The sequence below is a fragment of the Epibacterium ulvae genome (genome assembly GCF_018678075.1).
GTDB classification, from domain to species: domain Bacteria; phylum Pseudomonadota; class Alphaproteobacteria; order Rhodobacterales; family Rhodobacteraceae; genus Epibacterium; species Epibacterium ulvae_A.
On record NZ_JAHHIR010000091.1, the window covers coordinates 1 to 26,046 of the forward strand.

Consider the following 26,046-nt stretch of genomic DNA (forward strand, 5'->3'; position numbering starts at 1 on the left):
TCGACGTTGAACTGATCGCGCCGATCGCGATGGAAAACGGCCTGCGCTTCGCGATCCGCGAAGGCGGCCGCACCGTTGGCGCGGGCGTTGTATCGAAGATCACTGAGTGATCTTAGAGGTTGCGACAGGGTATTCGCGCCTTTAGGCGCGGATGTCCCGAGAGCATCACGCTGGTAATCAAACAAAAGGCCGCCCCAAGGGGCGGCCTTTTTGCATTGTCTAACAGAAGGCCAGGCGAACGCCGACGCCTGACCCCTCGGCTATTGCTACCCACCATCACCGTTGATTGACGACATCTCCCGCTCTTCATCTGCGATCCGCAACGGTTCACCCGTGCCGTCCGGCAGGTAGGTCTCAATATTCGCCGCCCAGGCGGCTCTCAACCGGCTGGGGCGCAGCGCAAAACGTTCGCGCAGCACCTGATCCATGGGGGCATCCAGTTGGAAGCTCCGTGCCCGACGGCCGAGATTGGCGATGTCGCTGTCATTGTCGTGATGGGCGCCGCGGATAAACATCGGTCCATCGCGCCACATCAGCGTTGGCATTTCGTGCCAAAGACGCAGGTGGTGAAAATCGATCACGGAGCGCGGGTTATCTGGCGCCGTAAAAATCACCGTCCCCGGCGCCCAAAACCGCATGGTAATCGGGGTGAATTCGCAGCCTTCGCGGGAGCTGCGCATAACCATGCCCCGGCAAAAATCCAATCCAAACAGGCCCGCGCTGTTGTAAAGCGGGGCAATGTCATCAAACACGCTGCGGCTCTTTTCGACAAAGTCCGTGGCCACTGCATCGTCGTCATCCAGACGGAACTGGGCAATCACATCCGCCGCAGGGTCGCGGTACTTCGACATCACCGCGCGGGCCAGCTCGTATTGCGATTGGCCTTCCTTGGCAAAGACCGCAACGATCTGCGGGATCTTGGCAAGCTGGCGTAATATCCGACCGCGCCACGGTGCTGGCAGCTGGTCGCCCATCAGGAAGATCAATTTGAAATCCGCATCCGTTTGCCGAGCGATCGCAGGTAGAACCAGATGCCGCAGCAAGAACAGGCGATGTTCCAATCGTTCCGGGGTATAGAGCCGCGCGCGTAAATCCTCCAACGTGTCTGAACCACGTTTGAACCCTTTGGAATCCGACGGATAGGACCACCGACACAGGCCTAGAGCCTGCACCTTGGTCTGTGAGTTTAGACCTGACATGAGATAAATATCTTTTTCGTAAAATACCTTTCAACTGGTATTTCAGGTCAAAAAAGCTGTCAAACTCCAATTGAATCACGGACGGCACCTCACAATCAAAAGCATATCTGTCGCGCAACATGTCAGCAATCACAGGATGAAACCTGAAGCGGGTGGCGATAGGTTCCCTCACTTGATGTGTTGGTGCCGCGACCGGTAAATAAACCCTAACCCCACCGCGCGCCGAACAGGCAACGCGTTTCGCTGCGAAACCTGCTTGCCACTTTGGTGTTTCAGACGTTTAGAGCGCATCTCGTTTGGTGGAATAGAGGTGAGGTGAGCCCGGCCTTTTGCCATCGATGACGGTGGGTTCGGTGACTATTTCTATCATAAGCTACGTGGCTATGTGGCGCTCGATTTGGGCGATCACCAACTGGCGCTTGCAGATTCAGAACAGGCACTTGCTGTACGTGGCGGTGATGAATGGGTATTGCAAATAAAGGCTTCGGCGTTGTTGGGGCAGGGGGACTTTGACACTGCACTAAAGGTCATTGAGGAGGCAGTTGCCGCAGGTCTTCCGAGGATGGAGATGCGGCATTTTGTGAAACAATTTCTGGAACAAAATGCTTATGCAAAAGCGATTAAGCTGCGGTCGCTTTACCCGGAATAGCACATGCGCACCCTTGGTGTTTATCCTGGGATGCGCACGTCTTAATACGGTGAAAGGCACCATTGGTCGGTGCGTCACTTGGTGAGCAGCCCCTGTTGGTCCAAGCTTTGACGGTCCAGAGATGCCGCGCCCATTGACGATCGCAACCGCCGAGGAGGTTAGGACCACGCGCTTGATGCCCGCTTTCAATGCCGCGTTGATTGCCCGTTCCGTGCCGTTGACCGCCGGGGAAATCAGCTCCTCCTTGTCACGCGGCATCGCGGTCACAAAAGGGGACGCTACATGGATCATGTAGTCTGTGCCCTTGGCGGCGTCATCCCATCCGTCGTCTTGGGTCAGATCCAGTTTAACAAAGGACAGATTGGCAATATCTGCGCCGTGATCCGCTAGCGCAGTCCGAACGGCCTCTTTGCGTGCCAGATCACGCATGGAACCGCGCACATGATAGCCTGACTTTAAAAGCGTAAGCGCGGTGTGTCCGCCGAGAAACCCTGTTATCCCGGTAAGAAGAATCGTAGTATGTGTGCTAGCCGTCATTGACGTGTTCCAGAAATGAACAAAATGAACGACATTCGTTCAAAATATATAGTAAAGGCAGAATGGCACTTTCAACCCGTAGCCTGCGAAAGCAGGGACAAATTTTTGATGCTGCTGAACATCTGTTTCTCCGGAAAGGCTTGCGCGGTGTGACGATGGAGGGGCTGGCCAAGGAGGCTGGGGTCACCAAGGCGACGCTTTATGCGCATTTCCCTGACAAAGAAGCCGTTTTTGCCGGGGTGGTAGTTCGGTTTCACACCCGTATAGAGGAAGCGGTTGTTCACTGCTTGGCGCAGGACAAATCGGTGTCGGAAAAACTCTCAGATGCCTTGGTGGAAAAATCCAACATGGTTCATCGCCTGCTAAAGGGATCGCCGCACGCAGATGAACTTCTTTCTGGCAAGAAACAGCTCTATCAAGATCAGCCGAAAGAGGCTGATCAATGGATCGTGGATCTCCTTGTACCGATTTTGGCTGAACACCATGACACGCGTGCGGCGGATCTTGCGCCGCTGCTGGCGTCATGTGCACAAGGTATCCTTGGCCGGGCACAAAACGAGAGTGAGCTGGCTTGGGGTATTCGCAAAGTGGTCGATGCGGTGTTGACGCAGGATCTGGCGGAACGGGCGGTCTGATAGACCGCGCAAACTATCGGTTCCGACCTGCCATTGCATCGGCGCGTTCGGTGACAGCGTCCAGTGCATTCGAAATCTTGGACTGCAACTCAGACAGCTCATTTTCGGTTGGTTTCTTTGGAACCGCCTCAGTCCATTCTTCGCACAGGAAAACGCCGCGCGAAAACGGCAAAGGCAGCATCTGCCGGTCCCACGTTGGAAGTTTGAGAACGCGCCGTTCCGCGAATGCGACCGTGAAAACGCGACAACCGGTCATGCGGGCCCACATGATGGGCACCGTCGAGGATTGGCGTGCGGGCCCTCGGGGGCCATCAGCGGCCAGACCAATGGAGCAGCCGTCCTTGGTGCGACGTAGCACTTCGCGGGACAAGGAGACGTGACGTTGGTGGCTGGACATCGGAATGGTCTCAAAGCCGAGCCGCACCAAGATCTGCCCAGCCAGTCGACCGGCGCGCGCAGCCGATGTCAGCGCACATATGCGGCCCTTGGATGTGTCAAACATATAAGGCGCCATGATCAATCGCTGATGCCACAACACAAAAATCACCGGCTCACCGCGTGCCACGCAGGCGTCCATTTCTTCAAAGCCCTTGCGCTGCCAGCGAGACGTACGAAACGCGAATCGCACATAGGCGGCAAAGAGGCCTTCGATGGTGCGGTTGAAGTGGGGGTTGTCGGCGATTTTCTTGCGCAGGCTCACGTCACGGGGTCCTTTTTCGCCAGTCATAGACCAGAGGCACGGATCGTTCCAGCCTTGCACGCAAATGTCGGGGTTTTGACGCCAATTCCCTCTTGATACTGCCGCGCCAGTGGCTTAGGAACACCGGCACCGCAGGGGTATAGCTCAGTTGGTAGAGCGACGGTCTCCAAAACCGTAGGTCTCGGGTTCGAACCCTGATGCCCCTGCCATTTTCTCAGGAATTCGAACGTTTAGGTTCTGGGTGCTTCCCAATTTGATGGCCCGCATTCTTGCGCATCAAAGCTAGTGTGCCTTGATGCGCTGGGTCGTGTTACGCCACAGCGGCGGAGTTCGGCATTAGAGTGTAGCCGCTGGAGGATGTAGCCACATCGATATGATCAGGCTGATCTCCTTTCAGCCAGCGCCCATAGGCAAGATCCAAACCTTCTTCCAAGTCTCGGGTGAAACACTGCGTATCAAAGAGCGGTCCAGAAAGCAGGTTGGACTTGAGCTTGGCCGTGATCGCAGCCAAACGCGCGGGATCTTGTGCCAAGGCCAGCGCCTGACGCTCATATGCAGCAGGAGAATGGGTGATCAATTCTGGCAGGCCGGTAGCAGTCAACAAGCTGGCGCTTACGCGTGCGGCAAATTGTTTGCCTGCCATCGTGAGGATCGGCAAACCTGCCCACAGGGCATCACTTGCGGTCGTGTGGGCATTGACGACAAATGTATCCAGGAACAGATCCGCAAGGTGGTGGCGTGCCAGATGGTCGCTTTGGCTCATCCGTTCCGCAAAAATCAGGCGGTCGGCATCGACCCCACGTGCCTGTGCCGCGTCGCGCAAGTTCCGTTTTGACGTTTCGCTGGTATCAAGAAGCCACAAAACGCTGTCGTCCACTTGACGCATGATCTTCATCCAAATGTCGAACTCGGATGGGGTGATCTTGTAACTGTTGTTAAAGCAGCAAAATACGAAACCAGATTCGGGCAGCCCGCATTCAGTCCGCGTAAATTGGCGATCGGAAATCACCCGATTGCGATCATTGATTTGATAGCTGTTGGGCATGCGAATGAGGTGTTCGTCATAATAGCGTTCGCTGCCGGGCGGACAGGTCTCCCAATCCGCAATCATATAGTCATAAGCCGTGCTGCCCATTGTTCCGGGATAGCCGAGATAGGCAATTTGAATCGGCGCAAGCCGCGCGCCGAACACTTCGCAACGGTTTCCACCTGTGTACCCTTTGAGATCGATCGCGATATCCAGCCCGTCTTGTTTGGCGCGGGTGATCAAATCATCGTTCGTCATACCTGAGGCCTCGACGAAATGATCCACGTTGTTGCGCACCTGCGCACGTCCAGCGTCATCAATGTTTGGCCCATAGGAATAGGCAAACGTCTCAAACCGCGCGTGGTCATGTGCCGCGAACAGACCGCCCATAAGATGCATCGTCGCGTGATCATGGAAGTCAGCAGAAAAATACCCAATCCGCAGACGATCTGGGCGTTCGAAGGGCGGCTGGCGTTGCGACGTCGCCGGTGCCGGGATTTTGCCGTTCGCAAAAGCCTGTGTTCGAATGCGTAGCAGATCTGGATTGTCTTCCATCGTCATCAAATGAAAAGGCTGGCAGGCCGCGCCTTGTAGGCCGATGAAACGACGATTTTGGGCGTATTCGTCTACCCAGGCCCAATCGTTCAAATGGGCCATGGCATGTAGTTTCGCGGTCAACGTGTTGTCACAATTTTTGCCGGTGCTGAGCGCGCGGTCCAAGCAAGGCACGGCCTGCTCGTAGCTTCCGTTCATGATGTGAAGCTGGCCAAGATTGTGATGGGCTTCGGCTAATGTATCATCGTGTGCGACAGCTTTCTCCAACATTACCAGTGCGTCAGAGATCTGGCCAGTTTCGCGTAGCGCCGAGGCAAAATTGTACAAAACACGTGCGTTGTCTGGCGCCAATTCGCTTGCGGTTTTCAACAGGGACTTGGCTTCATCAACCTTGCCTAGCCGCATCAAAAGATTTCCAAAGTCGTTGAGTGCCACCAGGCTCTTGGGCTCAAGGTCCAGCGTCTTACGAAACAAGGCCTGTGCGTTTTGCAGCTGCCCCTGTTTGGTGCAAACGCTGGCCATCAGGCGGTAGGTTTCTCCGTCCCCGCTATTCAGCTCCAGCGCTTTGTTCAGGCAAGTCGAGGCTTCGTTCAATGAATTGCGGAGAAAATGGCACCGACCCAAGGTCCGCCAAAGAAAATGAGATTTTCGATAAGTGTTCAGATTGCTGGCACAGGTCGCCGCCGCCTTGTTGATATTGCCCGTTGCAATATCCTGTTTGATTTGGCTGATCAGCTCCGATGGAGGCTCATCGATGTTGTCCAACCGATGCCGCAAAGCACGCAGAGCTTCTCTAGCCTTGTTGTTTTGTGGATAACGCGACAGGACGTCACCGTAGACTTTGGTTGCGTCTTCGAGTTTCTCTTTACGTTCAAGGTGTTGGGCTTTGCTAAGGCTGGTTGCGACGGTCATGGAATCCTATCTCACTTACGATACGCTGTGGCGGAGGCATGTTTCTGTGCCTTTTGTCCGCGTCCCCCATAGGAGTAGGACGAGAAAATTAAGATAGAATTGATTCAGTGCGCGGTGTTGGGGCAACGGTGATGTTTGAGCAATCGATGCAAATTAACGCATTCAAACTATTAAATAAAATTTCCAGTCAGGGCGCTGTGTGAAGCCAGCGTAAGCCGGCTCCAGATGCTGGCGGCCAGGAATTGGCGCATTTTGGCGTGCTAAAACCGAATCCAGCGTCACGGAAAAAGCTGTCGGTGGCTTCTGCCCTTGAATTCAAGGGCTACACCGGCTAAATCCCGCAGATCGCAAAACAGCAAAAGAGACGCAGCCAAATGGCCAGCATCAATCCCGTTCAGTTTATCCAGCAGGTCCGCGCCGAGGTCTCCAAGGTCGTATGGCCAACACGCCGTGAAGTGTTGTTGACAACCGTTATGGTTTTCATCATGGCAGCTTTGACCGCTGTTTTCTTTGCGTTAGTGGATCTGGCCATTCGTTCCGGTCTGGCGTTCATACTCGGATAAGCCGAGGCGAGGGGCATCAAGCGTCTCTCGATTGTCGCTTTCGGGCGCGTGCTGACACTTGATCTTGGCGAACAGCCGGAGTAGTTCAGCCGCTATCCCTGACAAAGGCGTGTGGCGATTCGGTTGCGCGCCGATTTTTATTGGGTCCGTGTGGTGTTGGCTGAAATGCCGACCAGACACGGGAAGAAATGTAATCAACGGTGTGGGCACTCAAGCCCGCGTGGCAGAACAAGGGCGATCAAGTTCATGGCGAAACGGTGGTATTCGGTCAGCGTTCTTTCGAATTTCGAGAAGAAAATCGCAGAACAAATCCGTGCCGAAGTGATCGAAAAGGGTCTTGAGGACGAGATCGACGAAGTTCTGGTCCCCACCGAGGAGGTGATCGAAGTGCGTCGCGGCAAGAAAGTGACCTCTGAGCGTCGCTTTATGCCGGGGTATGTGCTGGTCCACATGGAGATGTCGGATCGTGGCTATCACCTGATTTCCTCGATCAACCGCGTCACCGGTTTCCTGGGCCCGCAAGGTCGCCCGATGCCGATGCGCGATGCCGAAGTGAACGGTATCCTCAACCGCGTCAGCGAGAACGAGGAAGCACCGCGCACGCTCATCAGCTTTGAGGTGGGTGAAAGGGTCAAGGTCAACGACGGTCCGTTCGAAGATTTCGACGGTATGGTCGAAGGTGTCGACGACGAGCATCAAAAGCTCAAGGTTACCGTGTCCATCTTTGGTCGCGAAACACCGGTCGAACTGGATTTCACTCAGGTCACCAAACAAACCTGATGGAAACAAGCCGCGGTGCTGGAGCAATCCGGCGCGCGGCTTTGAGCGTGGGAGGCAATGGCATCGCGATGTCAGAGCTGTACCACACAACATGAGAGGCCCAAGGGACGCGTCCTGCGGGTGTTGAAAAGGAGATAACCAGATGGCAAAGAAGCTTGCTGGTACAATGAAGCTGCAGATCCCTGCAGGTCAAGCAAACCCATCCCCGCCAGTTGGTCCGGCGCTGGGTCAGCGCGGCATCAACATCATGGAATTCTGTAAGGCGTTCAACGCCAAGACACAGGAAATGGAGCCCGGTGCGCCGTGCCCGACCGTGATCACCTATTATCAGGATAAGTCCTTCACCATGGACATCAAGACGCCGCCTGCGTCTTATTACCTGAAAAAAGCAGCTGGCCTGAAGCCAGTTGGCAAGCGTAACCGTCCCCGTGGTGCAGAAGCACCTGGCCGTGAGATCGTTGCGTCTGTAACTGCTGCACAAGTACGCGAAATCGCCGAAGCGAAGATGAAAGATCTGACCGCGAACGACGTAGAAGCGGCAATGCAGATCATCCTGGGCTCCGCCCGTTCTATGGGTATCGAGGTGAAAGGCTAAATCATGGCAAAGCTCGGTAAACGTACCCGCGCAGCGCGCGAAGCCTTCGCTGGCAAAGAGAACCTGACCGTTGAAGAAGCTGTTGCACTGGTGAAAACCAATGCGGTTGCAAAATTCGACGAAACCATCGAAATCGCGCTGAACCTCGGCGTTGACACACGTCACGCGGACCAAATGGTTCGTGGCGTTATCGGTCTGCCCAACGGCACCGGTAAAGCAATGCGTGTTGCTGTGTTCGCACGTGGCCCCAAAGCTGAAGAAGCTCAGGCTGCAGGCGCAGACATCGTTGGTGCGGAAGACCTGATGGAAGCCGTTCAAGGCGGCAACCTGGACTTTGATCGCTGCATCGCGACACCTGACATGATGCCGATCGTTGGTCGCCTGGGTAAAATCCTTGGCCCACGTAATCTGATGCCGAACCCCAAAGTTGGCACCGTGACTATGGACGTGAAAGCGGCCGTAGAAGCAGCCAAAGGTGGTGAAGTGCAGTTCAAAGCCGAAAAAGGCGGTGTTGTGCACGCAGGCGTTGGCAAAGCATCCTTTGACGAAGCAAAGCTGGTTGAGAACGTAAAAGCGTTCATCTCCGCTGTTGCTAAAGCAAGGCCTGCTGGTGCCAAAGGCGCATACATGAAGAAAATCGCTCTGTCGTCCACCATGGGCCCCGGCGTTACGCTTGATGTAGAAGGTGCCGTCAGCGAGTAATTCGCGGACCAACATTTCAAAAGATTGAGGCGGATCCTGCGGGATTCGCCTCGTTTCGTTTCTAGGGCCGTAAAGCCTGCGCAAACCGAGATTGGATGCGGATTTACCCCTTGGAAATCTCTCGGTTTGGGACTAAGTACGAGCACGGAATGAAGCGTGCGATTCGTCGTGCGCTTCATTCCGTTTCGTCCAAGATGGTGGGTGGCTTGTCGATCGGGCCTTAATTTCCCTCCTGAGACGGGTAAGACCAGATAGATCGAGGGATTTTTAACCCTCGGGCAGATTTTGGCTCATCCCGTAAAACGGACCCGAACGCCGGGCCTTGGTCACAAGGTCGGGCACATAATGAGCCGGGGTGTTTTGCACCCCATAACTTGGAGAGAACTGTGGATAGAGCCCAGAAAGAGAAAGTGGTCGAGGAACTCGGCCAGATCTTCGAAAGCTCTGGCGTTGTGGTCGTATCCCACTACGTCGGTCTGACAGTTTCCGAGATGCAAGACCTTCGCGCGCGTGCTCGTGACGCGGAGTGCTCTGTGCGTGTTGCCAAGAACAGGCTCGCCAAAATCGCCCTCGAGGGTAAGCCGTGTGAAAGCATGACGAACCTGCTGACGGGTATGACCGTTCTCACCTATTCCGAGGATCCTGTGGCTGCGGCCAAGGTTGCCGAGGGCTTTGCCAAAGATAACGACAAGTTCGTGATCCTTGGTGGTGCAATGGGTGAAAACGCTCTGGATCGTGCTGGCGTTGCTACAGTGTCGAAGATGCCTTCCCGCGAGGAGCTTATTGCTTCTATCGCTGGCTGCATCGGCGCACCTGCAAGCAACATCGCTGGCGCAATTGGCGCACCTGCAAGCGACATCGCAAGCATCCTTTCGACCATCGAAGAGAAGGCGGAAGCTGCGTAAGCGGTTGGAACTGACTGACTGGCGTAGGGATGTAACCTCTGCGTTGGAACACACACAATTTATACGGAAAGAGCTAAGAAAATGGCTGATCTGAAAGCACTCGCGGAAAGCATCGTTGGTCTGACCCTGCTGGAAGCACAAGAACTGAAAACCATCCTGAAGGATGAGTACGGCATCGAGCCCGCAGCTGGCGGCGCAGTTGTCATGGCGGCGGCAGAAGGCGGCGCAGCTGCTGAAGAAGAAAAGACTGAATTCGACGTCGTTCTGAAGAACGCCGGCGCATCCAAGATCAACGTGATCAAAGAAGTTCGCGCCATCACCGGTCTGGGCCTGAAAGAAGCAAAAGGTCTGGTCGAAGCTGGCGGCAAGATTAAAGAAGGCGTCGACAAAGCCGAAGCAGAAGACGTCAAAGCGAAGCTGGAAGCAGCTGGCGCGGAAGTCGAGCTGGCCTAATCGCCGCTTAGGGAGAAAAGAGGGTAGCAATCTCGCTCTGAAATTGCTCTCTGTGCTCCCAAGTTTCAGGCTGGGTTCGGGGTCTCCCGAGCCCAGCCGTACCTGTCTTAGTAAGGACCCCAATTCCGGGGTGTTTTCTAAGGCGAGGTTCAAGGGATCGGGAAGGCCGTCATACGGGACGACGGTCGTGAATTGATCCGAACACGCCGTCTCGTATGGGCAAGGCGCCGGAGCCCGGCGGCGTTCTTGCTTCATGAGAACATCGAAAGGTGACATCTGACATGGCTCAAACGTTCCTTGGCCAGAAACGTCTTCGGAAATATTACGGCAAAATCCGTGAAGTTTTGGAAATGCCGAACCTCATTGAGGTGCAAAAATCTTCTTACGATCTATTCCTGCGCTCAGGTGATGCTGATCTGCCGACTGACGGCGAAGGCATCATGGGTGTGTTTCAATCTGTTTTCCCGATTAAGGATTTCAACGAAACATCCGTTCTGGAGTTCGTGAAGTACGAGCTTGAGAAACCCAAGTACGACGTTGATGAATGTATGCAACGCGACATGACTTACAGCGCTCCGCTGAAAGTTACGCTGCGTCTGATCGTATTCGATATCGACGAAGACACAGGCGCCAAGTCCGTTAAGGACATCAAGGAACAGGACGTCTTTATGGGCGACATGCCCCTGATGACGCCAAACGGCACCTTTGTCGTCAACGGCACAGAGCGTGTGATCGTGTCCCAGATGCACCGTTCGCCGGGCGTCTTCTTTGACCACGACAAAGGCAAAACGCACTCCTCTGGTAAGCTGCTGTTTGCCTGCCGCATTATCCCGTATCGCGGCTCGTGGCTGGACTTTGAGTTCGACGCAAAAGACATCGTCTTTGCCCGGATCGACCGTCGCCGCAAACTGCCTGTAACCACCCTGCTTTATGCGCTGGGTCTGGACCAGGAAGGCATCTGTGACGCGTATTACAACACAGTGACCTTCAAGCTGGAGAAATCACGCGGCTGGGTTACCCCGTTCTTCCCGCAGCGTGTGCGTGGTACCCGTCCGATCTTTGATCTGGTCGACGCAGCAACAGGTGAGATCATCTGTGAAGCCGGCAAGAAAGTCACGCCGCGCGCTGTGAAAAAGATGATCGACGAAGGCTCCATCACCGAGCTGTTGGTTCCCTTTGATCACATCGTCGGCAAATTTGTCTCCAAAGACATCATCAACGAAGAAAACGGCGCGATCTATGTCGAAGCCGGTGATGAGCTGACGCTGGAGCACGACAAAGATGGCGACATCATTGGCGGTACTCTGAAAGAGCTGATGGATGCCGGTATCACCGACATTCCGGTTCTGGACATCGACAATGTCAACGTTGGCCCCTACATCCGCAACACGATGGCTGCGGACAAAAACATGGGCCGCGACACCGCGCTGATGGACATCTACCGCGTTATGCGTCCGGGCGAGCCGCCCACCGTCGAAGCGGCCTCCGCGCTGTTTGACACCCTGTTCTTTGATGGCGAGCGTTACGACCTGTCGGCCGTTGGTCGCGTCAAGATGAACATGCGTCTGGCTCTGGATGCCGAAGACACCATGCGCACCCTGCGTAAGGAAGACATCGTCTCTTGCATCAAAGCGCTGGTTGAGCTGCGTGACGGCAAAGGCGATATCGACGATATCGACCACTTGGGTAACCGTCGTGTACGTTCCGTTGGCGAGCTGATGGAAAACCAATACCGTGTTGGCCTGCTGCGGATGGAACGCGCGATCAAGGAACGTATGTCCTCGGTCGAAATCGACACCATCATGCCGCAAGACCTGATCAACGCAAAACCAGCAGCAGCGGCTGTTCGTGAATTCTTCGGCTCCTCGCAGTTGTCGCAGTTCATGGACCAAACCAACCCGCTGTCTGAAGTGACCCACAAACGTCGCCTCTCGGCGCTTGGCCCTGGCGGTTTGACCCGTGAGCGCGCAGGCTTTGAGGTTCGCGACGTTCACCCGACCCACTATGGTCGGATGTGTCCGATTGAAACGCCGGAAGGCCCGAACATTGGTCTGATCAACTCGCTGGCGACCTTTGCCCGCGTCAACAAATACGGTTTCATCGAAACGCCGTACCGTAAGGTTGTTGAATCCAAGGTAACCGACGAAGTTCACTACATGTCGGCCACCGAAGAGATGCGCCACACGGTTGCTCAGGCAAACGCGACGCTGGACGAGAATGGCAAGTTCATCAACGAGCTGGTCAACACCCGTCAGTCCGGTGACTACACCATGGCGCCAAGCGATGCTGTCGATCTGATCGACGTCTCGCCCAAGCAGTTGGTCTCGGTTGCGGCCTCGCTTATTCCGTTCCTCGAAAACGACGATGCGAACCGGGCTCTGATGGGCTCGAACATGCAACGTCAGGCGGTTCCATTGCTGCGCGCAGAAGCGCCGCTGGTGGGTACCGGCATCGAAGAAAAAGTAGCGATCGACTCGGGCGCTGCGATCCAGGCGAAACGTGCGGGCATCATCGACCAGGTCGACGCTCAGCGTATCGTTATTCGCGCGACCTCCGACCTTGAGCTGGGTGACGCAGGCGTAGACATCTACCGCATGCGCAAATTCCAGCGTTCGAACCAAAACACCTGTATCAACCAGCGTCCGCTGGTGAAGGTGGGTGACACGGTTCAAAAGGGCGAAGTGATTGCCGATGGTCCGTCCACCGATATGGGCGAACTGGCTCTGGGTAAAAACGTGGTCGTCGCGTTTATGCCTTGGAACGGCTACAACTACGAAGACTCCATCCTGATTTCAGAGCGTATCTCGCGTGATGACGTGTTTACTTCGGTTCACATCGAAGAATTCGAAGTCGCGGCGCGTGACACGAAACTGGGTCCAGAAGAAATCACTCGCGATATCCCCAACGTTGGTGAAGAAGCGCTGCGTAACCTCGACGAGGCTGGCATCGTTTACATCGGCGCGGACGTTGAACCGGGCGACATTCTGGTTGGTAAGATCACCCCTAAAGGTGAATCGCCAATGACCCCAGAAGAGAAGCTGCTGCGCGCCATCTTTGGTGAAAAAGCATCTGACGTTCGTGATACTTCGATGCGCGTCAAACCGGGTGACTATGGTACCGTTGTTGAGGTGCGCGTCTTTAACCGCCACGGTGTGGAAAAAGACGAACGTGCCCTGCAGATCGAGCGTGAGGAAGTTGAACGCCTCGCACGTGACCGCGACGACGAACTGGTGATCTTGGACCGCAACATCTACGCACGTCTGCGTGGCATGCTGGCGGGTAAAGTTGCCGTCAAAGGACCAAAAGGTATCCGTTCCGGTGCCGAAATCTCCGAAGAGCTGCTGGATTCCATGCCACGCGGTCAATGGTGGATGCTGGCGCTAGAAGACGAGCAGTCTGCACAGATCGTTGAAGCCCTGAACGAGCAATACGAAGCGCAGAAACGCGCCTTGGATGCTCGTTTCGAAGACAAAGTCGAAAAAGTCCGCCGTGGTGATGATTTGCCACCGGGTGTGATGAAGATGGTCAAAGTCTTCATCGCGGTGAAGCGTAAGCTGCAGCCGGGTGACAAAATGGCCGGTCGTCACGGGAACAAGGGTGTTATCTCCCGCGTTGTTCCCATGGAAGACATGCCGTTCCTGGCCGATGGTACGCCGGTCGACTTCTGTCTGAACCCGCTGGGTGTTCCGTCGCGTATGAACGTTGGTCAGATCCTTGAAACCCACATGGGTTGGGCCGCTCGCGGTCTGGGCATCAAAGTTGACGATGCGCTGCAGGACTACCGCCGTTCCGGTGACATGACTCCGGTACGTGAAGCGCTGCGTTTGGCCTATGGTGAGGATGTCTACGAAGAAGGCATCACCAACATGGAAGAAAACCAGATGCTGGAAGCGGCAGGCAATGTTGCCCGCGGTGTTCCGATCGCCACTCCGGTTTTCGATGGTGCCAAGGAATTGGACGTCAACGATGCACTGAAACGTGCGGGCTTTGACACCTCGGGTCAGTCGGTTCTGTTTGACGGCCGTACAGGTGAGCAATTCGCGCGTCCGGTGACAGTTGGTGTCAAATACCTGCTGAAACTGCACCACCTGGTCGACGACAAAATCCACGCCCGTTCAACCGGTCCGTACTCGCTTGTTACGCAGCAGCCGCTGGGTGGTAAGGCGCAGTTCGGTGGTCAGCGCTTTGGTGAGATGGAGGTCTGGGCTCTGGAAGCTTACGGCGCCGCCTACACCTTGCAGGAAATGCTGACTGTGAAATCGGATGACGTGGCTGGCCGGACCAAGGTCTATGAAAGCATCGTCAAGGGCGAAGACAACTTCGAGGCAGGCATCCCAGAATCGTTCAACGTTCTGGTGAAAGAAGTCCGTGGTCTCGGCCTGAATATGGAACTCTTGGATGCTGAGGTAGAGGAGTAATCGGTTATTGGACTTCTGGCACGCCTTAGGCTGGATATCTGTTGTAGTTGCGTGTGGGTATCTTCTCACACGCGGCTTCATCCGCCAGACTTTGTTGAACCAGAAGTACGAGTACAACCCGATTGATCCCTCAACTTGGTCCCTAAAACATGGGTGGGAATCTATATGCAATTGCTCCTTCAACCTACTGTGCATCTTTGTGGTCTTGAAATGTGCTCAGCTTCTTCTTCTGTGACCGCTGTCAACAGTCAGATTGGATAAAAAAATGAACCAGGAAATCACCAACAACCCGTTCAATCCGCTGACGCCGCCCAAGGTCTTTGATGAAATCAAAGTCTCGCTGGCCAGCCCGGAACGGATCCTGTCGTGGTCCTATGGCGAGATCAAAAAGCCAGAAACCATCAACTATCGGACATTCAAGCCCGAGCGTGACGGTCTGTTCTGTGCGCGTATCTTTGGCCCGATCAAAGACTACGAATGCCTGTGTGGTAAATATAAACGCATGAAGTATCGCGGTGTTGTCTGCGAGAAATGTGGTGTTGAAGTTACCCTGCAAAAAGTACGCCGCGAGCGTATGGGCCACATCGAACTGGCGTCGCCTGTCGCACATATCTGGTTCCTGAAATCGCTTCCGTCGCGTATCGGCCTGATGCTGGACATGACCCTGCGTGATCTGGAACGGGTTCTGTATTTCGAAAACTACGTTGTCATCGAGCCGGGTCTGACCGACCTGCAATACGGCCAGATGATGACCGAAGAAGAATATATGGACGCGCAGGACCAGTTTGGCATGGACGCCTTCACCGCCAATATCGGTGCTGAAGCGATCCGTGAGATGCTGTCCCAGATCGATCTGGAAGCCGAAGCCGAGCAGCTGCGTGCTGAGCTGGCCGAAGCCACAGGCGAACTGAAGCCCAAGAAGATCATCAAACGTCTGAAAGTTGTGGAGTCCTTCCTGGAATCCGGCAACCGTCCAGAATGGATGATCATGACCGTTGTCCCGGTAATCCCGCCAGAATTGCGCCCGCTGGTGCCGCTGGATGGGGGCCGTTTCGCGACCTCTGATCTGAACGATCTGTACCGTCGTGTAATCAACCGGAACAACCGTCTGAAGCGTCTGATCGAACTGCGCGCACCTGACATCATCGTTCGCAACGAAAAGCGGATGCTGCAGGAATCTGTGGATGCATTGTTCGACAATGGCCGTCGTGGTCGCGTGATCACTGGCGCCAACAAGCGTCCGTTGAAATCGCTGTCTGACATGCTGAAAGGTAAGCAGGGTCGCTTCCGTCAAAACCTTTTGGGTAAGCGCGTCGACTTCTCTGGCCGTTCGGTTATCGTGACCGGTCCAGAGCTGAAGCTGCATCAATGTGGCTTGCCCAAGAAGATGGCGCTCGAACTGTTCAAACCCTTCATCTATTCACGTCTGGAGGCCAAAGGTCTGTCCTCCACCGTGAAACAGGCGAAGAAACTGGTCGAAAAAGAGCGTCCCGAAGTTTGGGATATCCTCGACGAGGTGATCCGCGAACACCCGGTCATGCTGAACCGTGCGCCGACGCTGCACCGTTTGGGCATCCAGGCGTTTGAACCCACGCTGATAGAGGGGAAAGCGATCCAGCTGCACCCGCTGGTCTGTTCGGCGTTTAACGCGGACTTTGATGGTGACCAAATGGCGGTCCACGTTCCTCTGAGCCTCGAAGCCCAGTTGGAAGCGCGTGTTCTGATGATGTCCACCAACAACGTTCTGTCGCCTGCAAACGGTGCACCGATCATCGTTCCTTCGCAGGATATGATCTTGGGTCTCTACTATCTGACCCTGGAACGTGAAGGCATGATTGGCGAAGGCATGGTCTTCGGCACCTTGGACGAAGTGCACCACGCGCTGGACGCTGGCGAAGTGCACCTGCACTCCAAAGTCACCGCACGTGTTCTGCAGATCGACGAGGAAGGCAACGAGGTTTACCAGCGTTTTGAAACCACGCCGGGCCGTGTCCGTCTGGGTGCGTTGCTGCCACACAATGCCAAAGCACCGTTTGAACTGGTGAACCGTCTTCTGCGGAAGAAGGAAGTGCAGCAGGTCATCGACACCGTCTACCGTTATTGCGGTCAGAAAGAGTCAGTTATCTTCTGTGACCAGATCATGACCATGGGCTTCCGCGAAGCGTTCAAGGCCGGTATTTCGTTTGGTAAGGATGACATGGTCATTCCAGACACCAAATGGACCATCGTGGACGAGACCCGTGATCAGGTGAAAGACTTTGAACAGCAGTACATGGACGGCCTGATCACTCAGGGCGAAAAGTACAACAAAGTTGTCGATGCATGGTCAAAGTGTAACGACAAGGTCACTGACGCGATGATGGGCTCCATCTCCGCCGACAAACGTGACGAAGCGGGCGCAGTTATGGAACCGAACTCGGTTTACATGATGGCCCACTCCGGTGCGCGTGGCTCGGTTACACAGATGAAGCAGCTGGGCGGTATGCGCGGCCTGATGGCCAAGCCGAACGGCGACATCATCGAGACGCCGATCATCTCGAACTTTAAAGAAGGTCTGACCGTTCTTGAGTACTTCAACTCTACCCACGGTGCCCGTAAGGGTCTGTCGGATACGGCGCTTAAAACCGCGAACTCGGGTTATCTGACCCGTCGTCTGGTTGACGTGGCACAGGACTGTATCGTTCGCGAAAACGACTGTGGCACCGAGCGTGCAATCACAGCCGAAGCTGCGGTCAATGATGGTGAAGTTGTTGCCTCGATTGGTGAACGTATTCTGGGCCGTGTTGCCGCAGATGACATTTACCGTCCCGGCACCGAAGAGCTGTTGGTGGCTGCCGGTCAGATCATCGACGAACGCATGGCGGACGCAGTTGAAGCAGCAGGTGTTGCATCTACCCGCATCCGCTCGCCTCTGACCTGTGAAAGCGAAGAGGGCGTATGTGCCCAGTGTTACGGTCGTGACCTCGCACGGGGTACCAAGGTGAACGAAGGTGAAGCGGTTGGTATTATCGCGGCGCAATCGATCGGTGAACCTGGTACACAGCTGACGATGCGGACGTTCCACATCGGCGGTGTTGCGCAGGGTGGTCAGCAGTCCTTCCAGGAAGCAAGCCAGGAAGGTAAGATCGTCTTTGAGAACCCCAATATCCTGGAAAACGCCAATGGCGAGATCCTGGTTATGGGCCGGAACATGAAGCTGATCATCGAAGATGAGCACGGTGAAGAGCGCGCCAGCCACAAGCTGACCTATGGCTCTAAACTGTTCGTCAAAGAAGGTCAGACCATCGCGCGTGGCGACAAGCTGTACGAATGGGATCCCTATACTCTGCCGATCATCGCAGAGAAGGCCGGTACCACCAAATACGTCGACCTGGTTGCAGGTATCGCGGTCCGTGAAGAGACCGACGAAGCAACGGGTATGACCCAGAAGATCGTGATCGACTGGCGTGCGGCTCCGAAAGGGTCTGAACTCAAGCCTGAAGTCATCCTGCTGGGTGCAGACGGTGAGCCGATCCGCAACGATCTGGGCAACCCAGTGACCTATCCAATGTCGGTTGATGCGGTTCTGTCCTGTGAAGACGGTCAGGAAATGCAAGCTGGTGACATTATCGCGCGTATCCCGCGTGAAGGTGCCAAGACCAAAGACATTACCGGTGGTCTGCCACGGGTTGCGGAACTGTTCGAAGCGCGTCGTCCAAAAGATCACGCGATCATCGCCGAAATCGATGGTCACGTCCGCTTTGGCCGCGACTACAAGAACAAGCGTCGCATCTCGATCGAGCCTGTTGATGAGGCACTGGAAACCGTCGAATACATGGTACCCAAGGGTAAGCACATTCCTGTTCAGGAAGGTGATTTTGTCCAGAAGGGTGACTACATCATGGACGGTAACCCAGCGCCACACGACATTCTGGCGATTATGGGTGTCGAGGCTCTGGCCAACTACATGATCGACGAAGTTCAGGACGTTTATCGCCTGCAGGGTGTTAAGATCAACGACAAGCACATCGAGGTGATCGTTCGCCAGATGCTGCAAAAGTGGGAGATCTCGGACTCTGGTGACACAACGCTGCTGAAAGGCGAGCATGTGGACAAGCAGGAATTCGACCAAGCCAATGAAAAGGCGATTGCACGCAGCAAACGCCCAGCCAAAGGCGCGCCGATCCTGTTGGGTATCACCAAAGCGTCGCTTCAGACCCGTTCCTTCATCTCGGCGGCCTCTTTCCAGGAGACCACACGTGTTCTGACCGAAGCCTCGGTTCAGGGTAAGCGAGACAAGCTGGTTGGTTTGAAAGAAAACGTCATCGTGGGTCGTCTGATCCCGGCCGGTACCGGTGGGGCAACCCAGCGTATGCGTCAGGTCGCTCAGTCGCGCGACAACGTGGTTCTGGAAGCCCGTCGTGACGAAGCAGCCGCAGCTGCCGCCCTGGCCGCTCCGGTTGTCGAAGACGACATGGCTGCTGATCTGGACAACCTGGTGGAAACACCGGAAAGCCGCGATTAAGCAACGAAATCCTCGGCTGTGCATCTCTGCGCAGCCGACTGAGATCTACAAAACGCCCGCTGCCTCGATTCGCAGCGGGCGTTTTTTGTGCGCAATTCATATGCCTTCAAACGAAGCGAATATCGCTTGGAATTAGACTGTAAATTGACGTCTAGTACTTGTAATTATTTGAAATTAATGACTTATATCTAGGTCGATACCTAAATCTATCGCAAAGGCCGCGTCCGGTCGCCGCACAGAAGATAAGCGTAAGTGCGACGTAATGCGCTCAGTTTTCGACCTTACACACAAGAAGTGGATTAAAAATTGAGCAAATTAACCAGTTCACGAAAACCTGCGTCGAGAGCGATTGATTTATAGGCAGTTGAGAGGGTCATAGTATAGGCGCTCGTGGCCCTAAGAGGAAAACCTCAGGCATGAGCGTGTGACGGCCATGCGAATTGGACCTCGAAAAAGCCGCCACACCATTTGCAACATTGTTGCGGGATCTTGCTACGCCTTTGCACTCTTGGGTGCAATGCCGTTTGCCTGTGCCCGCCAGGAGGAATGACATGACCCGTCTCACCAAACTTATGGCAACAACTGCAGCGTCCATGCTGGTTGCAGGTGCCGCTGCTGCTGCGGATTGCCCTGTAAAAGTTGGCGTGCTGCACTCGCTGTCCGGTACTATGGCGATCTCTGAAACCACCCTGAAAGACACCATGCTGATGCTGATCGAACAGCAAAACAAAGCTGGTGGCGTTCTGGGTTGTCAGATCGAACCCGTTGTTGTTGACCCGGCGTCTGACTGGCCGCTGTTTGCTGAAAAAGCCCGCGAGCTGCTGACCGTTCACGAAGTTGACGTGATCTTTGGCAACTGGACATCTGTTTCGCGCAAGTCCGTGCTGCCCGTCATCGAAGAGCTGAACGGCCTGCTGTTCTACCCGGTTCAGTATGAAGGCGAAGAAAGCTCCAAGAACGTATTCTACACCGGTGCCGCTCCCAACCAGCAGGCGATCCCTGCGGTTGACTACTTCCTCGAAGAGCTGGGCATCGAACGTTTCGCACTTCTGGGCACCGACTATGTGTACCCACGGACCACCAACAACATCCTTGAGCAGTACCTGAAAGACAAAGGTATCGCCGCGGAAGACATCTTTGTGAACTACACGCCGTTTGGCCACTCTGACTGGGCAACTATCGTTTCTGACGTTGTGGGCCTCGGCGAAGGCGGCAAGCAGGTTGGCGTGATCTCCACCGTCAACGGTGACGCAAACATCGGCTTCTACAAAGAGCTGGCAGCTGCTGGTGTATCTGCGGACGATCTGCCTGTTGTTGCGTTCTCGGTTGGTGAAGAAGAACTGTCCGGTCTGGACACATCCAACCTTGTCGGTCATCTGGCGGCCTGGAACTACTTCCAGTCAGCAGAAACCGAAGCAAACGCTGAATTCATCGACGCATGGAAAGAGTTTGCAGGCGCTGAGCGTGTGACCAACGATCCAATGGAAGCACACTACATCGGCTTCAACATGTGGGTTGCTGCGACCGAAGCTGCGGGTTCTACGGATGTCGACGCGGTTCGTACCTCTATGTACGGCCAGGAATTCCCGAACCTGACCGGTGGTACAGCGGTTATGCTGCCGAACCACCACTTGGCGAAGCCGGTTCTGATCGGTGAAATCCAGGCAGACGGACAGTTCGACATCATCTCCAAAACCACCGAAGTTCCAGGCGACGCTTGGACTGACTTCCTGCCGGAATCGGCTGTTCTGACGTCTGACTGGAAAGATCTGGGTTGCGGTATGTACAATACTGAGACCAAGACCTGCGTTCAGTTGACTTCTAACTACTAATCCACCCAAGACCGGCCAGTGGCGCGCATATTGTGCCACTGGCCCAGGATCAGGGCGAAATTTTTCCCATGTTGCGACTACTTACTCTCGTCATCGCTTTGGCGTGGCTACCTTTTGCCGTGTCTGCTCAAGAGCTGCAGACCCTTTTGCAAAGCCACCGCGATGTAATTATCAAACCCTCACGCAAAACTGTTGGCCCGACGCTCGACGCGCTGGTCGCCTCTGGGCTCCCAACGGTCCGTGGCTTTCTGGAAGCCTGGCAGGAAAAGAACGTCTACCTGCATGCGGAGGATGACCTGTTTTATACCGGTTCCGAGGACGACAGTGGTGATCTGACCCTGCTCGATGTCGATACCGGTGCAGAAGCCGCAACCGGCGTTGGTAGGAAAGATGCCCAACAGATTAAACCCAATGGCGGTGTGCGCCGCGAGATCGGATCCGCGCTGGTGGCGTTCCAGCTCAGCGACCCTGATATCGCCCGCCGCACCCAGGCATTGGACGCTTTGGCGCGCGCGCTGGATGCGTCGCAATTGGCGCCGCTGATTGCCTCCATCGACAGCGAGACCGACGCACGTCTAAAGACGCGTAAACAGAAACTAGCGAACTATCTGCAGGCACGATTTGGTGAATCCCCGGCGATCCGTGTCGCCGCGATCAACAACCTTGCCGATGATCTAAGCGTGGATGGTCGGGCCGTTCTGTCGCAGATCCTTGCGGTCAAGATGCTGGTGGCGCAAGAGCTGCCGGACGGCACCAATGTGGCCTCAGTACTGGCACCCGGCGAAGGGGATCTGGAACGCGACACAGCCTATCAGATGCTGGTGGACGATCACGGTCTGCCTGCTCTGGTCTTGGCTTCTGATATCCGGCGCGCGCTTGAGACGCACGTCGAAGGTGGCATTTCAGGCGGTGTTCCCGTTGCAAAGCTGGACAACCAAGCAGAACGCATCCGGGCCTATGACACGTTGGTCGCCGCAGGCAAAGTTCCGGCGCGTGTATCCGAGGCCGCCATTGACGCAGCTTTTGCTGACTGGGGCTTTTACAACGTCTACCTGGAAAGCGACCCAACCATTACCGAAGCGGCTGAGACCGCACAGGCCAGCGTAAAAACACGCGTCAGCCTGAGCCAGACGGCAGACATCGGCCTTGATGCGATCTCCCTGGCGTCGATTTACTTCCTCGCGGCGATTGGCCTTGCGGTTACCTTTGGCGTGATGGGCGTGATTAACATGGCCCATGGTGAGTTCATCATGATGGGCGCCTATACCGGATATATCGTGCAACAGATCGTGCCAGACTATACACTGTCTCTGATTATTGCACTGCCGCTGGCCTTTGCCGTGACCTTTGGTGCCGGTGTTGCGATGGAACGTTTGGTGATCCGTTGGCTGTACAACCGGCCCTTGGAAACACTGCTGGCGACCTTTGGGATTTCCATTGCGTTGCAACAGCTAGCCAAGAACATCTTTGGCACCCAAGCACGCCCGCTGACCTCTCCCGGTTGGTTAGACGGCGCATGGATCATCAACGATGTGATCCAGATCAGCTATATCCGGATCGCGATCTTTGTGTTGGCGCTGACCTTCCTGTGCCTGCTGCTGCTAATCTTGAAACGCACGCGCCTGGGCCTTGAGGTCCGCGCCGTGACACAGAATCCACGTATGGCGGCCTCGATGGGGATCAACCCTGAAAAGATCAAAATGCTGACCTTTGGTCTGGGCTCTGGTATCGCCGGTATCGCCGGTGTTGCGATCGGCCTTTATGCCAAGGTCACGTCCGAGATGGGTGCCGACTATATTGTACAAAGCTTCATGACCGTGGTTGTGGGCGGTGTTGGCAACGTTTGGGGCACGCTGGCAGGTGCCAGCATGATCGGTGGCTTCCAGAAAGGTGTCGAATGGTTGAACCCGTCGAACACCCTGGCCGCGCAGACCTATATGATCCTCTTCATCATCCTGTTCATTCAATTCCGGCCCAAGGGCATCGTCGCCCTCAAAGGCCGCGCGGCGGGAGATTGATCCGATGCAACGTTCTTTTCTTGCGCAAAATCCATCCGTTCTGTGGTTCCTCGCAGCGCTTGGCATCTTCACCATCGGCGTGACCCTTCTGGCCGAAGGCACTGGGTCTGCCTTTATCTCAACCTCCTTTGTGAAAACATTGGGTAAGGTCCTGTGCCTGTGCCTGATTGCCATCGCGATGGATGTGGTCTGGGGCTATTGCGGGATCCTCTCCCTTGGTCATTTCGCCTTCTTTGGCATTGGTGGATATTCGGTCGGCATGTGGCTGATGTACGCCCGGACCGAGGCGATTGTTGAAACCAGCATGGCCCCCAGCGTGATCCCACCAACCGCGGCCGAGGTGCAGGACGCCATCGCGGCCCAGATCTTTGGCGTGGTGGGTGCATCTGAATTTCCGATGATCTGGATGTTCTCCCATTCGCTGGTTCTGCAGCTGCTGATGGTCGTGTTGATCCCCGGTCTCCTGGCGCTGATCTTTGGATGGCTTGCGTTTCGCAGTCGGGTCACGGGCGTTTACCTGTCGATCCTGACCCAGGCGATGACGCTGGCGCTGTCGCTCTACCTGCTGCAAAACGATTCAGGTTTGCGCGGCAATAACGGTCTGTCGGGGCTGCAGAACATTCCAGGTTTCGACAACGTGCCCCAATCGACAATTTCGATGGTGTTCTTTTGGGCCTCGGCGCTGGCGCTGGGGGCGGGCTATGTCCTGTTCGCGCGGGTTCTGTCGGGCAAAATGGGCAGCGTGATCCGTGCGGTGCGTGATGATGAGGTCCGCGTGCGGTTCCTTGGCTATCACGTGGAAAGCTACAAGCTGTTTGTCTTTACCCTGACAGCGATCGTCGCGGGCATTGCCGGCGCGCTTTACTACCCGCAGGCGGGCATCATCAACCCAACCGAGGTCGCCCCCATCGCGTCGATCTATTTGGCGGTCTGGGTGGCAATTGGCGGGCGCGGGCGCTTGTACGGCTCGGTCATCGGGGCGGCGTTTGTCTCGCTTCTGGCCAGCTGGTTCACCGGCGGCGGTGCGCCCAATATCAACCTCGGCGTCTATGAAATTCTGTGGACCGAATGGTGGCTGGTGCTGCTGGGCGCAAGCTTTGTGGCGGTGACGCTGTTCTTCCCGGGCGGCATTGGGTCGCTGTTTGATCGGCTGAAAGGAGATGCAAAATGAGCACCTTGCTAGAGCTTTCAGGCGTCTCCGTCTCCTTTGACGGGTTCAAGGCGATCAATAATCTGTCGTTCCAAATTGGCGAGCCAGAGCTGCGGGCCATCATCGGCCCCAACGGTGCGGGCAAGACCACATTCATGGATATTGTCACCGGCAAAACCAAACCCGACGAAGGGCGCATTGTCTTTGGGGAACGAAACATCTCGTTGATTGGGATGTCCGAAAGCAAGATCGCCCGCGAAGGGGTAGGGCGCAAGTTCCAAAAACCCACCGTGTTTGAGGCGCAAACCGTGCGCGAAAACCTCGCTATGGCACTGAAAAACCCGCGCGGCCCGTTCGAGGTTTTGTTTTACCGCAAAACCAAAGAAGGCGCAGCCCGGATCGAGGCGTTGGCAGAACAGATCGGCCTTACGGATGAGCTGACCCGTGTGGCCGGTGAACTCAGCCATGGTCAAAAACAATGGCTGGAGATCGGCATGTTGCTGGCGCAAGAACCGCGCCTGTTGTTGGTGGATGAACCGGCGGCTGGCATGACCCCGGCCGAACGGGAAAAGACCACCACGATGCTGGTTGACGCCGCAAAGACGCGCGCTGTTGTTGTCGTTGAACATGACATGGAGTTCGTGCGCCGTCTGAATTGCAAAGTGACGGTCCTGCACGAAGGGTCGGTTCTGGCCGAGGGCTCGCTGGATCACGTGACCCAGAACCCCGAAGTCATCGAAGTCTATCTGGGACGTTGAACAATGTTGAAACTTGAAAATTTGACCCTGCACTATGGGCACTCCCAGATCCTGTACGACATCTCGATGGAGGTGCAGGCGGGTGCTGTGACCTGCCTGATGGGCACCAATGGCGTCGGAAAAACCAGCCTCTTGAAGGCGATTTCCGGCACCCATGCACGTTCAGGTGGGGAGATGGTTTTGAACGGGCAATCCGTCGCCAAATCCACCCCGGCGCATCACCTAGCGCAAATGGGCGTCGGCTATGTGCCCCAGGGCCGCGATGTGTTTCCGCTGATGACGGTTAAGGAAAACCTGGAAACCGGGTTTGCCTGTCTGGAGCGCGGCGACCATATGATCCCGGATGAGATCTATGAGCTGTTTCCCGTGCTGAAAGAGATGCAGAACCGCCGCGGCGGCGACCTTTCTGGCGGTCAACAACAACAGCTGGCCATCGCCCGCGCTTTGATCACCAAACCGAAATTGCTGCTGTTGGATGAGCCCACCGAAGGCATTCAGCCCAACATCATCAAACAGATCGGTGAGGTCATCAAATACCTGCGCGAACGCGGCGACATGGCCATTGTTCTGGTCGAGCAGTTCTTTGACTTCGGCTACGAGCTTGGCGACCATTTCGTGGTGCTGACACGCGGTGAAGTGGTCCACAACGCCTCCCGTGCAGAGACCGCGCGTGACGCACTGTTGGCCAAAGTCTCCGTCTAGTTCCACGCATATTTCGGTTTCCGCACGCAATTGCGCGTGCGGGACGTGTGCCAATACGACCGACATCTGCCGCAATTTGTATGAATGTCGGCAATGCGGACAAGGACGAAACCGCCTTCGCGGTATTGGCGGTTGTGGCCGGTGCAGCGCGTAGATGTGAGCGTCTTGGATTTTGCGAACTGGCGAACCTGTCCGACGATTGGGACCTTCTCAATCAACGGACAGGAGGATCCCATGTTGGGTCAAAAGACCACGCTGCTGCGTTAACGGATGATAGAAGATATGCGGATCAAGGGTCTGGGGGAGAGCTCTCAGAGAGCGCATACCCGAGTAGTCACATATTTGGCAGAGTTTCTCTGCCGTTCGCCGGCCCCGGCAGAAGATCTGGGATCCTACCAGCTACATATGGTGAACACGAGCGCCACGCCCATCAACGTACAACGCGCGGCTCG

19 protein-coding genes, 1 tRNA gene and 1 pseudogene are annotated in these 26,046 nt (G+C 55.6%); 17 read left to right on the forward strand and 4 right to left on the reverse strand.

Going from position 1 to position 26,046, the window contains the following annotated elements; all coding sequences use genetic code 11:
- A partial coding sequence (locus KMP13_RS18285) for a hypothetical protein (protein WP_215267308.1) occupies positions 1-110 on the forward strand: 110 nt, incomplete at its 5' end.
- Positions 111-266: 156 nt separating this feature from the next.
- Here the strand turns inward: KMP13_RS18285 and KMP13_RS18290 are convergent.
- Positions 267-1,199 (reverse strand): glycosyltransferase, encoded by a 933-nt coding sequence (locus tag KMP13_RS18290; RefSeq protein ID WP_215267415.1) that lies wholly within the window; start codon positions 1,197-1,199, stop codon positions 267-269.
- A 397-nt stretch (positions 1,200-1,596) separates the two neighbouring features.
- Here KMP13_RS18290 and KMP13_RS20715 point away from each other — a divergent pair, with 397 nt between their 5' ends.
- Positions 1,597-1,848 carry a hypothetical protein gene (locus KMP13_RS20715; protein ID WP_251363945.1) on the forward strand — a complete coding sequence of 84 codons (252 nt, stop codon included), beginning with the start codon at positions 1,597-1,599 and terminating at the stop codon, positions 1,846-1,848.
- A gap of 192 nt (positions 1,849-2,040) precedes the next feature.
- Here KMP13_RS20715 and KMP13_RS21005 read toward each other — a convergent pair.
- Positions 2,041-2,385, reverse strand: a pseudogene (locus KMP13_RS21005) (NAD-dependent epimerase/dehydratase family protein); the annotation flags it as partial.
- 62 nt (positions 2,386-2,447) lie between these two features.
- On the opposite strand from KMP13_RS21005, the gene KMP13_RS18300 reads away from it, so the two are divergent.
- Complete coding sequence (locus tag KMP13_RS18300; protein WP_215267417.1) at positions 2,448-3,020, forward strand: TetR/AcrR family transcriptional regulator; 573 nt, start codon at positions 2,448-2,450, stop codon at positions 3,018-3,020.
- 13 nt (positions 3,021-3,033) lie between these two features.
- On the opposite strand, the gene KMP13_RS18305 is transcribed toward KMP13_RS18300, so the two are convergent.
- Positions 3,034-3,720 carry a lysophospholipid acyltransferase family protein gene (locus KMP13_RS18305; protein ID WP_353055732.1) on the reverse strand — a complete coding sequence of 229 codons (687 nt, stop codon included), beginning with the start codon at positions 3,718-3,720 and terminating at the stop codon, positions 3,034-3,036.
- Between the two features lie 133 nt (positions 3,721-3,853).
- Here KMP13_RS18305 and KMP13_RS18310 point away from each other — a divergent pair.
- Positions 3,854-3,929 (forward strand) — tRNA-Trp (locus KMP13_RS18310).
- Between the two features lie 101 nt (positions 3,930-4,030).
- On the opposite strand, the gene KMP13_RS18315 is transcribed toward KMP13_RS18310, so the two are convergent.
- Positions 4,031-6,214: a tetratricopeptide repeat protein gene (locus tag KMP13_RS18315; protein WP_215267419.1), complete on the reverse strand. Its 2,184-nt coding sequence runs from the start codon at positions 6,212-6,214 to the stop codon at positions 4,031-4,033.
- A gap of 374 nt (positions 6,215-6,588) precedes the next feature.
- Here KMP13_RS18315 and secE point away from each other — a divergent pair, with 374 nt between their 5' ends.
- The 13 genes from secE to urtE all read left to right on the forward strand — a co-directional run bounded on the left by secE (position 6,589) and on the right by urtE (position 25,594).
- Entirely contained in the window at positions 6,589-6,777 is a 189-nt protein-coding gene (secE, locus tag KMP13_RS18320; protein WP_215267420.1) for a preprotein translocase subunit SecE, read from the forward strand.
- A gap of 246 nt (positions 6,778-7,023) precedes the next feature.
- Entirely contained in the window at positions 7,024-7,557 is a 534-nt protein-coding gene (gene nusG, locus KMP13_RS18325) for a transcription termination/antitermination protein NusG (RefSeq protein WP_215267421.1), read from the forward strand.
- Positions 7,558-7,699: 142 nt separating this feature from the next.
- On the forward strand, positions 7,700-8,152 hold the full coding sequence (rplK, locus tag KMP13_RS18330; protein ID WP_215267422.1) for a 50S ribosomal protein L11: 453 nt from the start codon (positions 7,700-7,702) through the stop codon (positions 8,150-8,152).
- A 3-nt stretch (positions 8,153-8,155) separates the two neighbouring features.
- On the forward strand, positions 8,156-8,854 hold the full coding sequence (gene rplA, locus KMP13_RS18335; protein ID WP_215267423.1) for a 50S ribosomal protein L1: 699 nt from the start codon (positions 8,156-8,158) through the stop codon (positions 8,852-8,854).
- A 386-nt stretch (positions 8,855-9,240) separates the two neighbouring features.
- A complete protein-coding gene (gene rplJ / locus KMP13_RS18340) occupies positions 9,241-9,759 on the forward strand; it encodes a 50S ribosomal protein L10 (protein WP_215267424.1) in 519 nt (172 codons plus the stop codon).
- Between the two features lie 81 nt (positions 9,760-9,840).
- Entirely contained in the window at positions 9,841-10,212 is a 372-nt protein-coding gene (gene rplL, locus KMP13_RS18345) for a 50S ribosomal protein L7/L12 (protein ID WP_215267425.1), read from the forward strand.
- Positions 10,213-10,493: 281 nt separating this feature from the next.
- Entirely contained in the window at positions 10,494-14,630 is a 4,137-nt protein-coding gene (gene rpoB / locus KMP13_RS18350) for a DNA-directed RNA polymerase subunit beta (protein ID WP_215267426.1), read from the forward strand.
- Positions 14,631-14,895: 265 nt separating this feature from the next.
- Positions 14,896-19,134, forward strand: coding sequence for a DNA-directed RNA polymerase subunit beta' (rpoC, locus tag KMP13_RS18355; protein ID WP_215267427.1), 4,239 nt, complete (start codon positions 14,896-14,898; stop codon positions 19,132-19,134).
- 551 nt (positions 19,135-19,685) lie between these two features.
- A complete protein-coding gene (gene urtA, locus KMP13_RS18360) occupies positions 19,686-20,966 on the forward strand; it encodes an urea ABC transporter substrate-binding protein (protein ID WP_215267428.1) in 1,281 nt (426 codons plus the stop codon).
- A gap of 68 nt (positions 20,967-21,034) precedes the next feature.
- Positions 21,035-22,984, forward strand: a complete 1,950-nt coding sequence (gene urtB / locus KMP13_RS18365) for an urea ABC transporter permease subunit UrtB (RefSeq protein ID WP_215267429.1) — start codon at positions 21,035-21,037, stop codon at positions 22,982-22,984.
- Between the two features lie 4 nt (positions 22,985-22,988).
- Positions 22,989-24,155 carry an urea ABC transporter permease subunit UrtC gene (gene urtC, locus KMP13_RS18370; protein ID WP_215267430.1) on the forward strand — a complete coding sequence of 389 codons (1,167 nt, stop codon included), beginning with the start codon at positions 22,989-22,991 and terminating at the stop codon, positions 24,153-24,155.
- Positions 24,152-24,892 (forward strand): urea ABC transporter ATP-binding protein UrtD, encoded by a 741-nt coding sequence (urtD, locus tag KMP13_RS18375; protein ID WP_215267431.1) that lies wholly within the window; start codon positions 24,152-24,154, stop codon positions 24,890-24,892. Before urtC ends, urtD begins: the two co-directional genes overlap by 4 nt.
- Before the next feature lie 3 nt (positions 24,893-24,895).
- Positions 24,896-25,594 (forward strand): urea ABC transporter ATP-binding subunit UrtE, encoded by a 699-nt coding sequence (gene urtE, locus KMP13_RS18380; RefSeq protein ID WP_215267432.1) that lies wholly within the window; start codon positions 24,896-24,898, stop codon positions 25,592-25,594.
- Positions 25,595-26,046: the final 452 nt, after the last annotated feature.